Source organism: Paludibacterium sp., assembly GCF_019232825.1.
GTDB lineage: Bacteria > Pseudomonadota > Gammaproteobacteria > Burkholderiales > Chromobacteriaceae > Paludibacterium.
The window spans coordinates 30,991-47,613 of record NZ_JAFAND010000159.1 but is presented as its reverse complement, the minus strand read 5'-3'; the positions used below and the strand labels follow the sequence as shown (position 1 = coordinate 47,613).

Below are 16,623 nucleotides of genomic sequence, written 5' to 3'. Positions count from 1 at the left end.
TTCGTACTTTGGCACGCAAGGACTTCAAAGAAACCCGAAGGTTACTTTCTGTCTCTTGCAGTGCAAGTGTCGGGCTCCCCCGGCACTCACACCTATCGGTTGTTCTGTTCTGTTAAAGAGCGGTGCTGCGTTGTGTTGCTGCAGCGAGGAGGCGAACTATACCCACCCTGCTTAGGGGCGTCAACCCCTATTTGGCGACAAAATCGCTGCAAGAGCGCAAACCGTTGATCGGCAAGAAAATAAAAAAGGACGGGTTCACACCCATCCTTTTTTAGCGCGCAAATACGATCATCTCGGCGCGCGTCGGCCTTTCGATCGGGCCGGCGCTGGCTCATCCGCCTTCGGCTTTTCCCGCACCAACTGAAAGTCGACCTTGGCGCTTTCCAAGTCGGCGCGCACCACCTTGACCGTCAGCGGATCCCCCAGCTGATAACGCATGCCGCTCTTCTCACCGACAATCGCCTGAATATCCTTGCGGAAATGGAAGTAATCCTTGCCAAGCTCGGAGATGTGCACCAACCCCTCGACGTAAACATCGTTAAGCAGAACGAACACGCCGAAGCTGGTGACGGCATTGATCTTGCCGCTGAACACCTCGCCGATCTTGTCGCGCATGTAATACGTCTTGAGCCACGACTCGACGTCGCGGCTGGCGTCGTCGGCGCGGCGTTCGGTCATCGAGCAGTGCTCTCCCAATAGCGCCCACTTACCCGGCTTATAGGTTTCGCCAAGCAAAATCGCCTTGAGTGTGCGATGGACCAACAGGTCCGGATAACGGCGAATCGGCGAAGTAAAGTGCGTATACGCCTCATAGGACAGACCGAAGTGACCGGCATTGTCCGGCGTGTAGACCGCCTGCTGCATCGAGCGCAACAGCATGGTCTGCAACATCAGCGCATCCGGACGGGAACGGATCTTGTCGGCCAAGGCGGCGTAGTCCTTGGCGCCCGGCCGCTCGCCGCCGCCGAGCTGAAGCCCGGCCAGGCGTAGATAGGCGCGCAGATTTTCCAGCCGGTCGTCGGTCGGACCTTCGTGCACGCGATACAGACACTTGTGCTTGTGTTCCTCGATGAAGTTGGCGGCACAGACGTTGGCGGCCAACATGCACTCCTCGATCAGACGATGCGCATCGTTGCGCACCACCGGCACGATGCGGTCGATCTTACCGTCATCGTTGAAGATCATCTGGGTTTCAGTGGTGTCGAAATCGATAGCGCCGCGCTTCTCGCGCGCGGCCAGCAGCACCTTGAATAATTCGTACAACGTCTGCAACTGATCCATCAACGGCGTCTTGCCGCCTTTGCTCAGCCACTCCCACACCTGGGTATAAGTCAAACGCGCGCGCGAACGCATCACGGCGGGGTAGAAACGGTAACTCTTCACCTGCCCCTTGGCATTGATCTGCATATCGCACACCATGCACAGCCGCTCGACGTCCGGATTCAACGAGCAAATACCGTTGGACAGCGCCTCGGGCAGCATCGGAATTACACGCCGCGGGAAATAGACCGAGGTGCCGCGCTCGTAGGCATCCTGATCCAGCGCATCGCCCGGCTGGACATAATGGCTGACGTCGGCAATCGCCACCACCAAACGAAACCCCTTGCCGACGCGTTCGGCATAGACGGCATCGTCGAAGTCGCGCGCGGTTTCACCGTCAATCGTCACCAGCGGCACATCGCGCAGGTCGACGCGATCCTTCAAGTCGATCTTGCGTACCTTGGCGGGCGTCTTTTGGGCCTGCGCCTCGGCGGCTTGGCTGAAGCGGTGCGGCAGCGCATGTTTGCGCAGCGCGATCTCAATCTCCATGCCGGGGTCGGCGTAATCGCCCAGGATCTCCAACACCCGACCGATGGCCTGGCGATGGCTATCCGGCTGCACCAGGATTTCCACCATCACCACCTGGCCATGCCGCGCCTTGCGCTCGCCGCCCTGCTCGATCAGGATGTCCTGGTTGATGCGACGGTCCTCGGCCACGAAGAACCAGACGCCGCGCTCTTGATAGATGCGGCCGACCACCTGGTTGACCGCGCGTTCCAGCACTTCGGCGATGCTGCCTTCCTGTCGGCCGCGCCGGTCGGTGCCGGTGATGCGCACCATGACGCGGTCGCCATGCAGCACCTTGTGCATTTCGCGCTCTGGCAGAAAGATGTCCTCGCCCTCGCCGTCTTCCGGCACGGCGAAACCGTAACCGTCGCGATGACCAAGCACCTTGCATTTGACCAGATCGAGCTTATGGGAAACACAGACCGCGCCCTTGCGGTTGATGATGATTTGCCCAGCGCGTTCCATCGCGCCCAGGCGCCGATCGAAAAACTCCCGCTCCGAGCGTTTAATGGACAGCATTTGGGCCAGCTCGTCGGGGAATAACGGCACGCCTTGCTCGGAGAGAATGGAAAGCAGAAACTCTCGGCTCGGCAAGGGATTGGGATATTTGAGTTTTTCGCGCTCAAGAAAAGGGTCTTGTTGGCGAAGCATCGGTGTTTTGGCTTTTTTTTGTTTGGCGACCATTGACATCCTCTGTAAGGTCAATATAATTCGCACTTCGCAGCGAGCAGTGCCGCTGCGATGATACAGCATAAGCAAGCCCAGGTGGCGGAATTGGTAGACGCACTAGGTTCAGGTCCTAGCGGTGGCAACACTGTGGAAGTTCGAGTCTTCTCCTGGGCACCAGCTGATTATAATGTCGCTGAGTGTCCTGCTGTATAAAATTTGAAGGTATGCCCAGGTGGCGGAATTGGTAGACGCACTAGGTTCAGGTCCTAGCGGTGGCAACACTGTGGAAGTTCGAGTCTTCTCCTGGGCACCAAATGAAAATAACCCGCGCAAGCGGGTTTTTTTATTGTCCGCCGCGGCCTGGCGCATTGCCTTTTCGCCTGTGCTGATCCATTCTCGTCGTTCATCCAACCGCGAGATACGTCATGTCCCCTACCCTGAATGTCGCCTTGTCGGGCTACGGCTATGCCGGCAAGACATTTCACGCACCGCTGATCGATGCGACCCCAGGACTGAAGCTTCACACCCTCGTTAGCCGGCGTGGCGACGAGATCCGCGCCGAGCGCCCAGACTGCCAGATCGTGCCGACGCTTGAGCAAGCCTTGGCCGATCCCGCCATCGATCTGGTGGTGATCGCAAGCCCGAACGAATTACACTTTAGCCAGGCGCGCGATGCGCTATTGGCCGGCAAACATGTCGTGATCGACAAACCGTTTACCACCACGCTGGACGAGGCGCTGCGCCTGCACGCGCTCGCAAATCAAGTCCACCGCGTGCTATCGGCGTTCCACAACCGCCGCTGGGATTCCGATTTCTTGACCTTGCGCGCGCTACTGGCGGACGGCACGCTCGGCCGCATCAGCCGTTTCGAATCGCGCTTTGACCGCTACCGGCCGCAAATCCGCCAGCGCTGGCGCGAGGAAGACCGGCCAGGCGCCGGCTTGTGGTTCGACCTGGGCGCTCATTTGGTGGATCAGGCGCTATTGCTGTTCGGCATGCCGCAAGCGGTGCACGGCATCCTGCAGCGCCAGCGCGACGGCTCGCAGGTGGATGATTTCTTCGACGTGCGCTTGCGTTATCCGAACTTCGTCGCCGATCTGCAGGCCAGCTGCCTGGTCGTGGGCGGCTCGCCGCGGCTGACCGTGCACGGCAGCAAAGCAAGCTTCATCAAGCATGGGCTGGACACGCAGGAAGGCGCGCTCAAGCAAGGCATCTTGCCCACGGCGCCCGATTTCGGCATCGACACACAGCCGGCCGAGCTGTGGCTGGCCGGCGAGGAGCCGCCGCAATCGGCGCGTCCCGTCATCGCCACCGGGAACTACGTCGCCTATTACGCCGCGGTACGCGACGCGATTCACGGCACCGGCGCCAACCCGGTCACCGCGCTGGAAGCCGCCCGCGTGATTCAGGTCATCGAGGCCGTGGTGCAAAGCCAGTGCGAGGGCTGCGAGGTCGCACTGCCCCCCAGCGAGGCATTGAGCTAGCGTCTACAGCCACTAAACCCCAGGAGGCGCCGGGTGGTTAAACACCTGGCGCAGATACGCAAGGAAGGTCTCGTCGCTGCACAGCGTCTTACCGGGCGAATCGGACAATTTGGCCACCGGCTGATCATTGCAGTTCACCAGCTTCATCACGATGTTCAGCGGCGCGGGTCCCAAGTCGTTGGTCAGATGCGTGCCAATGCCGAAGCCGACCTGGATGCGCCCGGCAAAATACTCGTAGAGCGCCAAGGCGCGCTCTACGGTCAAGCCGTCGGAAAACACCAAACGCTTGGTCAACGGATTGATGCGCAGCGAACGGTAGTGAGCGATGGCCTTTTCGCCCCAGACGTACGGATCGCCCGAATCATGGCGCAAACCGTCGAACAGTTTGGCGAAGTACAAATCGAAGTCGTTCAAGAAGGCATCCATGCCGACCACGTCGGTCAATGCGATACCCAAGTCGCCGCGGAATTCATGTACCCAGCTCTCCAGCGACGCGGTTTGAAAATCGCGCAGCCGCGTGCCGAAGGCTTGATGCGCTTGCATGTACTCATGTGCCATGGTGCCGATCGGCAGCAGGTTGTAACGCATCGCCTGGTAAACATTGGACGTGCCGGGGAACGCGTCCGGCAGCGCCCGCTGCAGCGTGCCGATCACCTCATCGTGCCAAACGCCGCTGTAACGCCGGCGCAGGCCGAAATCCGAGAAAGCAAAGCGGCTGATGCCATCGACCGGTTCGGGGGCCGCGCGCATGGCGGCGATTTTGCGCACCAATCGACGACGCCCCTCCTCCAAAATCTCCTCCTCCCGCCCGGCGGACAAACGGCGGAAGTACAGCTCATTGACGATGTAGAGCACGAAGATCTCGAAGCCCATCACGTGCACCAGCGGCCCTTTGGCCGTGATGGTCAGCGTTTCGCCCTCCACCCCGACCTTGATGAAGCGGCGCTGAAATCGAAAGACATTGAGAAAGTCGACGAAATCGCTCTTGATGTAACGCAGGCTACTGAGAAAATCGAGCTCCTCCTGGCTGAACAGCATGTCGCACAGGTGGTCGAGCTCTGCATCGATCTCGTTTTTGAGTTCTGAAAGCGGAAAGGCCGTCTGATTGCGGCAGACGAAGGCATATTCCGCCGTGGCGCCGGGATTCTGATGCAGCAAGGCCTGCCACATCGTGAATTTATACAGATCGTTTTCCAGCAAACTGCGCACTACATATTGCGATGACATCCGACTTCTCCATACCTGTCTGCAGCCGGTCCAATGTATCATGCGACCCGGCTTGACACCATAGTACATTATGGATATAGTCTCCCCTCTCGGCTGCAGGGTATTTCCCGAGCAGTCATAGCCCAGGTGGCGGAATTGGTAGACGCACTAGGTTCAGGTCCTAGCGGTGGCAACACTGTGGAAGTTCGAGTCTTCTCCTGGGCACCAAATTTCAAAAACACCCTTTGAGCACGCTCAAAGGGTGTTTTTGCTTCGAACAAAGAAAAACCCCGGTCAGGCAGTCGCCTGGCCGGGGTTTTGTCATCGCCGCGCGTTACAGGCCAAACGGATGGCGCAGCACGATGGTTTCCTCGCGATCGGGACCGGTCGAAACGATGTCCACCGGCGCGCCGCAGAACGCCTCGATGCGCTTGAGATAAGCGCGGGCGTTGGCCGGCAAGTCATCCCAGCGCTTCAAGCCGACGGTGGATTCGCTCCAGCCGGGCAGGGTTTCGTAAATCGGTTCGCAGGCCGCCACGGCATCGGCGCCGACCGGGAAGATGTCTACCGTCTCGCCGTCGAGTTTATAGCCGACGCACAAGTTGATGGTTTCCAAACCGTCCATGACGTCGAGCTTGGTCACGCACAGGCCGGAGACGCCATTGATCTGGATCGAGCGCTTGAGCAGCGCCGCATCGAACCAGCCGCAGCGACGCGGCCGGCCGGTGACCGAACCGAACTCGTTGCCGCGCTGCGCCAGAAAACTGCCCACCTCGTTTTCCTGCTCGGTCGGGAACGGACCGGAACCCACCCGGGTCGTGTAGCCCTTGACGATGCCCAGCACGTAGTTGAGCATCTGCGGCGCCACGCCGGCGCCCGGCGCCGCCGCGCCGGCCACGCAATTGGACGAGGTCACGTACGGATAGGTGCCGTGGTCGATATCGAGCAGCGTGCCTTGCGCCCCTTCGAACAGCAACGGCTTGCCGGCCTTGTTCATCTCGTACAGCGTGCGCGACACGTCGGCCACCATCGGCTTCAGCCGCTCGGCCAGTTGCATGATGGTCGGATAAACATCGTCAAACTCGACCGCATCGGCCTTGTAAAGCTGAGTCAACTGGAAGTTGTAGAACGCCAGGTTTTCGCGCAGCTTGTCGGCGAAACGGGCCGGATCGAACAAATCGCCGACACGCAGCGCGCGGCGCGCCACCTTATCCTCGTAAGCCGGGCCAATGCCGCGACCGGTCGTGCCGATCTTGCTCGCGCCCTTGGCGGCTTCACGCGCCTGATCGAGCGCGATGTGATACGGCAGAATCAGCGGGCAGGCCTCGGCGATCTTCAGTCGGCCGCTGACGCTCACGCCCGCCGCCTCCAGCTCGTCGATTTCCTTGAACAGGGCTTCGGGCGACAACACCACGCCATTGCCGATGAAGCATTCGACGCCCTCGCGCAAAATGCCGGACGGAATCAGGCGCAACACGGTTTTCTTGCCGTTCACCACCAGCGTATGGCCCGCATTGTGGCCGCCTTGAAAACGCACCACGCCCTGAGCGTGATCGGTCAGCCAGTCAACGATCTTGCCCTTGCCTTCATCACCCCACTGGGTCCCAATCACGACAACGTTCTTGGACATAGGAAAGAATCCTTCTCTCTGTCTTGCTACAAAAATCAGTTAAACGGGACAACCTGCCAGCCAGCCGCACCAGCGACCAATTCACGGTCGCAATTGAGCGCGGTGGCGGACTCGCCCAGGTAATCGACGATCACCACTTCGCCGGACCGGCGCAGCGTGTCCACTTCGGTCGCGGCGGCATCGGCGTCGCGCGCCGCCACACGGATGCCGCGCGCGCTGTCGCGCTCCGGCAAGATGCGCAACAGGTCGCGCAGATCCAGGCTAAAGCCGGTGGCGGGACGCGCGCGGCCAAAGCGGCGCCCGACATTGTCGTAACGGCCGCCACGGGCCAACTCATCCGGCCAACCCGGCGCGTAGACGGCGAACATCAGCCCGGTGTGATACGCGGCGCCGCGCAATTCGGTCAAATCGATGCTGATCTCGACACGATCCTCCAGCGTCTGCGCCAGCGCCTGCAATTGGCCTAGCGCTTGATCCACCTCGGGAATCGACGGCAGCCGGCTGCGCGCGCGGTCGAGCACGGCGCGTGGGCCATACAGTTCGGGCAGCGCGATAAAAGCGCTGCGATACGGCTCGGCGACGCCTTGCACCAGCAGCGACACGCCCGCCGCATCCTTGCTGCGCAACGCCGTGAAGACGTCGCGGGTCAAGGCCGGATCGAGCCCGGCAGCCGCGGCCAAGCCGCGGAAAATGGCAATGTTGCCGATATCGAGGCGCGGATTGGGCACAGCCACCTGATCCAAGGTCGCCAAGGCCAGGCGAATGATCTCCAGATCCGCCTCAATGCCGGCGAAGCCATAGAGCTCGGCGCCGACCTGCAACGGCTCACGCGAACTCATCAAGCCCGCCGGGCGTGTATGCACCACGCTTCCTGCATAGCACAACCGAGTAACACCGGTGCGCTCAGCCAGCAGATGCGCATCGATACGCGCCACTTGCGGCGTAATGTCCGCCCGCAAGCCCATTTGGCGACCCGACAGCTGATCGTCGAGCTTGAAGGTCTTCATCTCGAGCGAATCATCGCCCTCGGCGACCAACGCGTCGATGTATTCGATCATCGGCGGCAACACCAATTCGTAGCCGGCCGTGCGGAACAGCTCCAGCATGGAAGACTTGGCGGTCTCCAACTGGCGCGCGGTCGCCGGCAGAATATCGGCGATATATTCAGGTAACAGCCAATTTCGCATAGTCGTCTGAAACACAATAAAAGGCGGGACAAAGACCCGCCTGTTACCGGGACGCGCGCAAGCCGGGGCCGAACGCGAAGTCACCGGGAATGAGAGTTGGTGTTGCAGCCGAACCGTGAACCGGTTTTTATCGGCCCGAGCCGGCAGTGCCAAGCACCGCGGCTTCTGTGAATGACGTGGGCGCAAAAACGCCCACGCTCTTCAGGCAGTATTCTACGCACATCTTGCAGAATATGCTCAGATAAAAACAAAACATTATTGCCAGGACAGCGCCTCGCCCGCTGACTCATCGGCGCTGTCGGCTGACGACAACCGCTCGATGAGCGCCGCGCGCAGCAGCTCCAAGCCCGCGCCCGTCAACGCCGAAACCCGCACCGCCACAGGCATTCCGTCCGCATCGCGCTCGATGCCGGGCGCCTGCCCCTTCAGGTCGATTTTGTTCCAAACGATCAGTTGCGGCACGCCGTCGGCGCCGATTTCGCCCAACACCTTGTCCACCTCATCCCGTTGCATTTCGCGCATAGGGTTGGCGGCATCGACCACATGCAGCAGCATGTCGGCCTGCACCGTTTCTTCCAGCGTGGCGCGGAAGGCGGCGACCAGGGTATGGGGCAGGTTGCGGATGAAGCCGACGGTATCCGACAGCACGATCGACGCCTCCGGGCCGAGGTACAGCTTGCGGCTGGTGGTATCCAGCGTGGCGAACAACTGATCGGCGGCGTAGCTCTTGGCCTTGGTCAGGCTATTGAACAGCGTGGATTTGCCGGCGTTGGTATAGCCGACGATGGACAACGACGGCACGCCGGAGCGCTGCCGGCCGCGCCGTTGCGTATTGCGCTGGCGCTCGACATGGCGCAAGCGGTCCTTGAGCAGTTTGACGCGGTTGCCGAGCAAGCGGCGGTCGGTCTCAAGCTGGGTCTCGCCCGGGCCGCGCAGACCGATACCCCCCTTCTGCCGCTCAAGGTGCGTCCAGCCGCGCACGAGGCGCGTGGCCAGGTGCGACAACTGCGCCAACTCGACCTGCAGCTTGCCTTCATGGCTGCGCGCCCGCTGCGCGAAGATGTCCAGAATCAGACTCGTGCGGTCGATCACCCGGCACTGCAGCGCCCGCTCCAGGTTGCGCTCCTGCGCCGGCGACAGCTGGTGGTTAAAGATCGCCACGGTGGCGTTCGCCGCACGCACCACGGCGGCGATCTCCTCGACTTTGCCCTTGCCGGCAAATAGCGCCGCGTCGGGACGCTGGCGCTTGGCGGTCACGGTCTCGGCCACATCCACCCCGGCGCTGGTAACCAGCTCTACACACTCGGCGACATCTTCGGCGAAATCCGGCGTACCGAAGTCGAGGCACACCACCACCGCTTTATCACCCACTTCCGGACGATCAAACACTATCAGCCTTCTCTATTAAGCAATGAAAAAGGGCCAACGCCACACTCCATGGGAGTACGGAACGCCGGCCCCGCTGGAGGAAGGAATTACTCTTCCGCTTGATCCAACTTCTGCGTGGTGTAGTGTTCGTGCGGAATATTGACCGGACGAGCGGGCACCACGGTGGAAATGGCATGCTTATACACCATTTGCGTCACGGTGTTTTTCAGCAGCACCACGTATTGGTCGAAAGATTCGACTTGCCCCTGCAACTTAATACCGTTTACCAGATAGATGGAAACCGGGACATGTTCCTTGCGCAGAGTATTCAGGAACGGGTCTTGTAACATTTGCCCTTTTGAGCTCATTCGTTATTCTCCGAAACGTCGATTGTTTTAATGATTAACTGCCAAGCCCGGCTACACGCTTACGTTTTAGCAGAAATCATACCAGTGTACTATTTTTTCACGTCTTTCATACGCTTATCGCGCGCCTGCTTTTCGGCCAGCTTGGTTTTGTACTTCGCCAGCGGCGACAATTTGGGTTTGTGCTTGGCGTCTTCCTTATCGAACGGGTTTTCGCCCGTCTTGTATTGAACACGCAACGGCGTGCCCTCGAGTTTGAACACCTTGCGGAATGTATGTTCCAGATAGCGAGTATAGCTATCCGGCACATGGTCGAGCGCATTGCCATGCACAACGATGATCGGCGGGTTCATCCCGCCTTGGTGGGCATAACGCATTTTCGGCCGTACCGGCCCCACGCGCGGTGGTGCCTGGCGCTCGATCGCCACTTCCAATACCCGGGTGAGCTTCGGCGTCGATAGCTTGGCCATCGCCGCCTGATACGCGCCATCGATCGACTTGAACAGATCGCCCACGCCGCGCCCCTCCAGGGCGGAAATATAATGGAACTTGGCGAAATCGAGGAAAGTCAGCTTGCGCGCGATGTCGCGCTTGATCTGTTCTTTCTTCTCATTGTCGAGATGGTCCCATTTGTTCACCGCCACCACCAGCGCCCGGCCTGCTTCGAGCGCAAAGCCGGCGATGGTGGCGTCATGCTCGGAGATGTCCTGTTGCGCATCCAACACCAGCACGGCGACGTTGGCATCCTCGATCGCCTTCATGGTCTTGACCACGGAGAACTTCTCGACCGCCTCGTCGATCTTGGTGCGACGGCGCACACCGGCGGTGTCGATGATCGTGTAGGGCTGGCCGGCGCGCTCGAAATCAATATAAATACTGTCGCGCGTGGTTCCCGGGTGGTCGAAGGCAATCACCCGCTCTTCGCCCAGGATGGTGTTCACCAGCGTCGACTTGCCCACGTTCGGCCGGCCGATCACCGCGAACTTCGGGTACCGCGACGGCGTTTCCTCCTCCTCTTCCGGGAACGGTTCCAGCACGCGATCCATCAGTTCGCGCACACCGTCGCCATGGGCGGAAGAAATCGCCCACGGTTCGCCCAACGCCAGTTCGTGGAACTCGGCGCCGGCAATCGATTGGCTGACGCCTTCCGCCTTGTTGACCACCAGATGCACCGGCCGATTGAGCTGCCGCAGCCGGTTGGCGATGATTTTATCCTGCGGCGTCAGGCCAGTGCGGCCATCCACCAGGAAAATCACCGCGTCCGCCTCGTCGACGGCCTGCAAGGTCTGCTTAGCCATCTCGAACAGGATGCCCTCGTCCACCACCGGCTCGAAGCCGCCGGTATCGATCACGAGATAAGGCTTATCGCCAACGCGGCCGTGCCCGTAGTGGCGATCGCGGGTCAAGCCCGGCTGATCGGCCACTAGTGCGTCGCGGCTGCGCGTCAGCCGGTTAAACAGGGTCGACTTGCCCACGTTGGGGCGGCCGACCAAAGCAACAGTTGGTTTCATCTAAAACTGCATTATCCAAGTGACAGCATCACCAGGCGGCCGTTCGGTCCCTTGACCAACGCCGACGTGCCCAGCGATACGGGTTGTGCGGTCTGGCCATCGGTACCGACACCAACACGGCCGACGATGCTGCCGCTTTCGTTGGACAAGAGGTGCGCGTAACCCTGCGCATCCACCACCAGCACGAAGCGGCCAAGCATTGCCGGGCCCGACAAACCACGATATTTGAGCGCATCCTGTTTCCAGACGTTGCGTCCCGTTTGGCGATCGAACGCCAACACCGAATCATCCTCATCGGTGACATACACGTTTTGCTCGTCCAGCGCGATGCCATGACTGGACGACACTTCGCGTGCCCAGATCAGATTGCCGGAGCGCGCGTCAAAGCAGGCGACGCGGCCCTGATAGGCCACGGCGCACACTTGCTGATTGGCATACTGCGGCCGGCTGACCACGTCGCTGACGCGTTCAAGTTCGGTCGCGCCCTTGGGCGTGGCCACCACGCCCTCCCACAGCACGTTGCCGTTCTGCGGCGACAGGACCTGCAGTTTGCCGCCAGCGAGCCCGGCCAGCACCGCATCGGCACCGACCATATTGAGCGAACCGACGTTACGCACGGTCAACTCGGGTTGGAAATGCGTCTGCGACCAGAGCAATTTGCCGTCGGCGAGCTGAAATCCGCTCACGCGGTCGTCGTTGGTGCGTACCACGACCACATCGCCGCCGACCGCGGGCGCTTCCAGCGTGACGCTGGTCAGACGCTGTTGCCACAGCGTCTTGCCGCTGGCGCGATCCACGGCGAGCAAATTGCCGTCGGCCGTACCGACCAGTAGTGTATTGCCGGCCACGCCGACACCGGCGGACAAGGCGCGCTTGAGGTCGAGCCGCGCGGTTTGATGGCCGCTGTCGGCGTTGAAGGTGCGAATGCCGCCATCGGCGTCCGCCACCAGCACGTCACCGCGGTCATACACCGGCAGGAAGCTCCCGGGCACGTCGGACGACAGCGATTCCGACCACTGCACCTTCAGCGGCTGAATCGCGTGAATAGCGGTCAGTTCTGTCGGCGCGGGGCGGGACGAAGACTGAAACCAGCTGGCGCAACCACCCAGCATCGAAGTGGACAACAACACCAACAGCAGACGTTGACGCAGCATCAATCAGCCTCCCAGGGCATCGAGTTTTGTCTGGATATATTCACGGCTTGGCGCATCGCTGGCCAATTTGGCCAGGGCGGCCTGGTAGGCATCGCGCGCGGCGCTCTTGTCGCCCTTGATGGCGAATACGTCGCCCTTGGCGTCGAAATACAGCGCATCGAACGCGGGCTCATGCGCCAAATTCAGTTGAGCCACGGCGGCGTCATATTGCTTTTGATCCAGCAATACGTTAGCCAGGCGCAACTGCGCCAACGAAACCAGCGCCGGCTCCTTGGCGTGGGTCGCAACCCAGTTCAGTTGGTCGCGGGCATACGCCAGGTCGTTTTTGTCGAAACCTGCCTTGGCCGCCAGGAAAGCGGCGCGCGGCGCAAACGGCGACGTCGCGTAATCGGCTTCGATGCTGGCCGCGCCTGCTTTGACCTTGGCCAGATCCTGCGCGCCGGCGGCCTGTTCCAGCGAAACGTAGACCGCGGCCGACGCCTCGACCTGACGCGCCTGATACAGGTTGTACGCCTTGTAGCCGAGATAGCCGATCGCCAAGCAGCCGACCCCGGCAACCACCCATTTACCCCACTGATTCCAAAATACCTTCAGCGAGTCAATCTGTTCTTGTTCCTGCAAATCGAACGCCATCGCGCCCTCCCTCTCACACTTTCAAAGCGGCGACGGCCGCGGCCACATCCGCACACGCCACGGTACGCTGCTCGGCGTCGACACGCAGAGGCTTCACGATGGCGGTACCAGTGGCCATTTCGTTTTCGCCGACGATCACCGCATAGGCGGCACCCGACGCGTCGGCCTTTTTCATTTGCGATTTGAAACTGCCCTCGCCCAGGTGCTGCATCACCGACACCCCGGCGGCGCGCAACTGTTTCGCCAGCTGCATCGCATAGAGCGGCGCGCCCTCGCCCTGCTGAACCAGATAGACGTCCACGCCGGACACCGCGGGGATCAAGCCCTTGTCTTGCAACAAGAGCAGGATGCGCTCCATGCCCATGCCGAAGCCGATGCCCGGCGTCGGCTTGCCGCCCAGCTCTTCCACCAGGCCATCGTAACGGCCGCCGGCGCATACCGTGCCTTGCGCGCCCAGTTCGCTCGTCACCCACTCGAAGACCGATAGATTGTAATAGTCGAGCCCGCGCACCAAACGAGGATTCTCCACGTAACGGAGCCCCAGGGCGTCGAGCATGACCTTCCAACCCTCATAGTGCGCGCGGGACGCGGCGCCGAGATAGTCGATCAGACGCGGCGCAGCATCGCAGATCGCCTGCAAATCGGGGTTCTTGGTATCGAGCACGCGCAGCGGATTGGTATACAAGCGGCGTTTGCCGTCTTCGTCCAGGCGCTCGACGTGCTGCTCCAGATATGCGATCAGCGCGGTGCGATGGGCGCCGCGCTCCTCGCGGTTGCCGAGCGTGTTGATCTGCAACTCGACGTAATCGGCGATGCCCAGCCGGTGCCACAGATCGGCCGTCATCAGCAGAATCTCGGCATCGATATCCGGTCCCGGAAAACCCAGCACCTCGACACCGGTCTGGTGGAATTGCCGGTAGCGTCCCTTCTGCGGCCGCTCGTGGCGGAACATCGGGCCGGTGTACCACAACCGCTGCGTGGCGTTATACAGCAGATTATGCTCGACAATGGCGCGCAGAACGCTCGCGGTCCCTTCCGGGCGCAGCGTCAGGCTTTCGCCGTTGAGCGAGTCGGTGAAGGTGTACATCTCCTTCTCGACGATGTCGGTCACTTCGCCGATCGAGCGCACGAACAACGGCGTGATTTCCAACATCGGCGTGCGAATATGCTGGTAACCATAGTCGTTCAACAAGGTGCGCAAGACGGATTCAAGATACAGCCACTGCGGGGATTCGGACGGCAGCACGTCGTTCATGCCGCGCACCGCCTGGATTTTTTGTGCCATTGTTTTCTATCTTTGTCTTTATTGTCGATTTGCCGGTCACACCTGGCGGATCGGTATGGTTTTGGCGGCGGGCGCCGCGGCGCGGCGGCTGCCGCCTTCACCGAAACGCGACGCCACATACTGGTCCACGATGCGGGTAAAGGCCTCGGCGATGTCATCGCCCTTGAGCGTCACGTCCTTCTGTCCATCGATATACACCGGCGCCACCGGCACTTCGCCGGTGCCGGGCAGCGAGATACCGATATCGGCCAGCTTGGACTCGCCCGGGCCGTTGACCACGCAGCCCATCACCGCCACCTTCATTTCCTCCACGCCCGGATACTGCAAACGCCACACGGGCATTTGCGCGCGCAGATAAGTTTGAATGCGCTCCGCCAGTTCCTGGAACAACGTGCTGGTGGTGCGACCGCAACCGGGGCAAGCCGTCACCAGCGGCGTGAACGAACGCAGCCCCATCGTCTGGAGCAATTCCTGCGCCACCACCACTTCACGCGTACGCGATTCGCCCGGCGCCGGGGTCAGCGAAATACGGATGGTGTCGCCGATACCCTCTTGCAGCAACACGGCAAGCGCCGCGCTCGACGCCACCACGCCCTTGGTGCCCATCCCCGCTTCGGTGAGCCCCAGGTGCAGCGGAAAATCGCAACGGCGCGCCAAATCGCGGTACACGCTGATCAAATCCTGCACGTGGCTGACTTTGCACGACAGCAGAATCCGGTCCGGCGACAAGCCGAGCTCGATCGCCTTTTCGGCGCTCTCCAGCGCCGAAACGATCAAGGCCTCGCGCATCACCTGCTCTGCCGGCAACGGCGCGGCTAGGCGGCTGTTGGCGTCCATCATGCGCGAAGCCAGCGCGGCGTCCAGGCTGCCCCAGTTGACGCCGATACGCACCGGTTTGTCGTGTTCGACCGCCGTGCGGATCATGAAAGCAAATTTGTCGTCCCCTTTGGCGCCCTTGCCGACGTTGCCGGGGTTAATGCGGTATTTGGCCAGCGCGCGGGCGCAAGCCGGAAATTCGCGCAACAGGCGATCGCCGTTGAAGTGGAAATCGCCGACCAAGGGCACGTCGCAGCCACGGTCGTCCAGACGCTGACGGATCTCGGCCACCGCCGCGGCGGCCTCCGGCGAATTGACGGTAATGCGCACCAGTTCCGAACCGGCGTCCGCCAGGGCGAAAACCTGATCGGCCGTCGCTTGCGCGTCGGCGGTATCGGTGTTGGTCATCGACTGCACCACCACAGGCGCCTGCGAGCCAACAAGAACATGCCCCACTCGTACTTGACGGGTGGGGCGGCGCGCGATGATCACGCTATCCATAAACAAACTGCCCTGTCGCTATTTGAGTTCCACGTTTGCTGTCGTGCCGTGCGTATGCTCGGCCAGATCCACACCTTGACCGTTGTAGGTCAGCGTCACTTTGTCGGCGTTGCCGACGCGTACTTTGAACGGCGGCACGCCGCTCACGTCGCGCGGCGCGCCCGGCACCACCATCGAGTACACCAATTTGTTGCCGTCCGCATCCGTCACGGCAACCCAGGCAGGCTCGGTCACCGAAACCGAAATCCGTCCGGATGCGGCGCTCGAGGACTTGGCGCCCGGCGCCGAAGCGGCCCGGCTAGCCGCCTTGCTGGCATTTTGCTTCGCCGCCGCAGCCTTGGCCGCGGCCAACGCTTTGGCCTTGGCGCGCGCGGCAGCCGCCGACGCATCCGCGGCCGGGCTGGAGGCCGGCTTGGCCGCTGCCGGCGCCGAAGCGGCCTTGGCAGCGGGCGCCGACGCCGCATTGAGCGCCATCGCCGCGGAGGCCGGCGCGGGCACGGATGCCGCCGCGGCCAGATCGGAAGCCGTCTGCGGGCTGACCACCGGGGTCAGATCAGGCTGCGGCTCGCTGCGATGGCCAAAGATCCACAACGCGCTGGCGCCCAACACCACGCCGACGAGCCCCACCACCATCCAGGTACCGGAGCTGATGCCGGTCTTGGTTTGCGGCGGCTCGGCCTGTTCCTCGCGCGCCAAATTCGCCACTTCGGTCGCCGCCGACGGGAAATGCGCATCGAGCGCCTCCATCAGCGGTGCCGGATCGATTTCTAGAAAACGAGCGTAATTGCGTACAAACCCGCGCACGAACGTCGCCCCCGGCAGGGCATCGAAATCATCGCGCTCGATGGCATCCAACTGTCGCAACGACAGTTTGAGCCGTTCGGCCACTTCGTTCAGAGACAACCCGGCGGCTTCGCGCCCCGCGCGCAAAGCTCTACCAACGCTTACCGGATCCGGCTGATTATTCTGTTCGGACTGTTGTTCCAT

At 61.6% G+C, this 16,623-nt stretch carries 13 protein-coding genes and 3 tRNA genes; 4 read left to right on the top strand and 12 right to left on the bottom strand.

Annotated elements, in window-relative coordinates; genetic code table 11:
- Positions 1 to 288 precede the first annotated feature (288 nt).
- Positions 289 to 2,517, bottom strand: coding sequence for a ribonuclease R (gene rnr / locus JOZ06_RS20460; RefSeq protein WP_293235885.1), 2,229 nt, complete (start codon positions 2,515 to 2,517; stop codon positions 289 to 291).
- A 69-nt stretch (positions 2,518 to 2,586) separates the two neighbouring features.
- Here rnr and JOZ06_RS20455 point away from each other — a divergent pair.
- From JOZ06_RS20455 to JOZ06_RS20445, 3 genes are all read left to right on the top strand, one after another.
- Positions 2,587 to 2,673, top strand: a tRNA-Leu gene (locus JOZ06_RS20455).
- A 49-nt stretch (positions 2,674 to 2,722) separates the two neighbouring features.
- Positions 2,723 to 2,809 (top strand) — tRNA-Leu (locus tag JOZ06_RS20450).
- Between the two features lie 112 nt (positions 2,810 to 2,921).
- Complete coding sequence (locus JOZ06_RS20445; protein ID WP_293235883.1) at positions 2,922 to 3,980, top strand: oxidoreductase; 1,059 nt, start codon at positions 2,922 to 2,924, stop codon at positions 3,978 to 3,980.
- A 12-nt stretch (positions 3,981 to 3,992) separates the two neighbouring features.
- Here the strand turns inward: JOZ06_RS20445 and pncB are convergent, their stop codons facing one another.
- On the bottom strand, positions 3,993 to 5,207 hold the full coding sequence (pncB, locus tag JOZ06_RS20440; protein WP_293235881.1) for a nicotinate phosphoribosyltransferase: 1,215 nt from the start codon (positions 5,205 to 5,207) through the stop codon (positions 3,993 to 3,995).
- A gap of 120 nt (positions 5,208 to 5,327) precedes the next feature.
- Between pncB and JOZ06_RS20435 the strand changes: the two genes are divergently transcribed.
- Positions 5,328 to 5,414: transfer RNA gene (locus JOZ06_RS20435), tRNA-Leu, on the top strand.
- A gap of 106 nt (positions 5,415 to 5,520) precedes the next feature.
- Here JOZ06_RS20435 and JOZ06_RS20430 read toward each other — a convergent pair.
- The 10 genes from JOZ06_RS20430 to JOZ06_RS20385 form a co-directional block, all read right to left on the bottom strand.
- Positions 5,521 to 6,816 carry an adenylosuccinate synthase gene (locus JOZ06_RS20430; protein WP_293235879.1) on the bottom strand — a complete coding sequence of 432 codons (1,296 nt, stop codon included), beginning with the start codon at positions 6,814 to 6,816 and terminating at the stop codon, positions 5,521 to 5,523.
- A 35-nt stretch (positions 6,817 to 6,851) separates the two neighbouring features.
- Positions 6,852 to 8,003, bottom strand: coding sequence for an ATP phosphoribosyltransferase regulatory subunit (locus tag JOZ06_RS20425; protein WP_293235877.1), 1,152 nt, complete (start codon positions 8,001 to 8,003; stop codon positions 6,852 to 6,854).
- A 255-nt stretch (positions 8,004 to 8,258) separates the two neighbouring features.
- Positions 8,259 to 9,392 (bottom strand): ribosome rescue GTPase HflX, encoded by a 1,134-nt coding sequence (gene hflX, locus JOZ06_RS20420; RefSeq protein WP_293235875.1) that lies wholly within the window; start codon positions 9,390 to 9,392, stop codon positions 8,259 to 8,261.
- An 86-nt stretch (positions 9,393 to 9,478) separates the two neighbouring features.
- Positions 9,479 to 9,739: an RNA chaperone Hfq gene (gene hfq / locus JOZ06_RS20415; RefSeq protein WP_293235873.1), complete on the bottom strand. Its 261-nt coding sequence runs from the start codon at positions 9,737 to 9,739 to the stop codon at positions 9,479 to 9,481.
- 89 nt (positions 9,740 to 9,828) lie between these two features.
- Complete coding sequence (gene der / locus JOZ06_RS20410; RefSeq protein WP_293235871.1) at positions 9,829 to 11,247, bottom strand: ribosome biogenesis GTPase Der; 1,419 nt, start codon at positions 11,245 to 11,247, stop codon at positions 9,829 to 9,831.
- 11 nt (positions 11,248 to 11,258) lie between these two features.
- Positions 11,259 to 12,401, bottom strand: a complete 1,143-nt coding sequence (bamB, locus tag JOZ06_RS20405; RefSeq protein ID WP_293235869.1) for an outer membrane protein assembly factor BamB — start codon at positions 12,399 to 12,401, stop codon at positions 11,259 to 11,261.
- Between the two features lie 3 nt (positions 12,402 to 12,404).
- Positions 12,405 to 13,034 (bottom strand): tetratricopeptide repeat protein, encoded by a 630-nt coding sequence (locus JOZ06_RS20400; protein ID WP_293235867.1) that lies wholly within the window; start codon positions 13,032 to 13,034, stop codon positions 12,405 to 12,407.
- Positions 13,035 to 13,047: 13 nt separating this feature from the next.
- Positions 13,048 to 14,319, bottom strand: a complete 1,272-nt coding sequence (hisS, locus tag JOZ06_RS20395) for a histidine--tRNA ligase (RefSeq protein ID WP_293235865.1) — start codon at positions 14,317 to 14,319, stop codon at positions 13,048 to 13,050.
- 36 nt (positions 14,320 to 14,355) lie between these two features.
- A complete protein-coding gene (gene ispG / locus JOZ06_RS20390) occupies positions 14,356 to 15,636 on the bottom strand; it encodes a flavodoxin-dependent (E)-4-hydroxy-3-methylbut-2-enyl-diphosphate synthase (protein ID WP_293235863.1) in 1,281 nt (426 codons plus the stop codon).
- 18 nt (positions 15,637 to 15,654) lie between these two features.
- A complete protein-coding gene (locus JOZ06_RS20385; RefSeq protein ID WP_293235861.1) occupies positions 15,655 to 16,623 on the bottom strand; it encodes a helix-turn-helix domain-containing protein in 969 nt (322 codons plus the stop codon).

What these genes read in the sequence shown, in the direction of transcription:
- rnr (WP_293235885.1), bottom strand. Translation starts at nt 2,517, where the DNA reads ATGTCAATGGTCGCCAAACAAAAAAAAGCCAAAACACCGATGCTTCGC.
- JOZ06_RS20445 (WP_293235883.1), top strand. Translation starts at nt 2,922, where the DNA reads ATGTCCCCTACCCTGAATGTCGCCTTGTCGGGCTACGGCTATGCCGGC.
- pncB (WP_293235881.1), bottom strand. Translation starts at nt 5,207, where the DNA reads ATGTCATCGCAATATGTAGTGCGCAGTTTGCTGGAAAACGATCTGTAT.
- JOZ06_RS20430 (WP_293235879.1), bottom strand. Translation starts at nt 6,816, where the DNA reads ATGTCCAAGAACGTTGTCGTGATTGGGACCCAGTGGGGTGATGAAGGC.
- JOZ06_RS20425 (WP_293235877.1), bottom strand. Translation starts at nt 8,003, where the DNA reads ATGCGAAATTGGCTGTTACCTGAATATATCGCCGATATTCTGCCGGCG.
- hfq (WP_293235873.1), bottom strand. Translation starts at nt 9,739, where the DNA reads ATGAGCTCAAAAGGGCAAATGTTACAAGACCCGTTCCTGAATACTCTG.
- der (WP_293235871.1), bottom strand. Translation starts at nt 11,247, where the DNA reads ATGAAACCAACTGTTGCTTTGGTCGGCCGCCCCAACGTGGGCAAGTCG.
- bamB (WP_293235869.1), bottom strand. Translation starts at nt 12,401, where the DNA reads ATGCTGCGTCAACGTCTGCTGTTGGTGTTGTTGTCCACTTCGATGCTG.
- JOZ06_RS20400 (WP_293235867.1), bottom strand. Translation starts at nt 13,034, where the DNA reads ATGGCGTTCGATTTGCAGGAACAAGAACAGATTGACTCGCTGAAGGTA.
- hisS (WP_293235865.1), bottom strand. Translation starts at nt 14,319, where the DNA reads ATGGCACAAAAAATCCAGGCGGTGCGCGGCATGAACGACGTGCTGCCG.
- ispG (WP_293235863.1), bottom strand. Translation starts at nt 15,636, where the DNA reads ATGGATAGCGTGATCATCGCGCGCCGCCCCACCCGTCAAGTACGAGTG.
- JOZ06_RS20385 (WP_293235861.1), bottom strand. Translation starts at nt 16,623, where the DNA reads ATGGAACAACAGTCCGAACAGAATAATCAGCCGGATCCGGTAAGCGTT.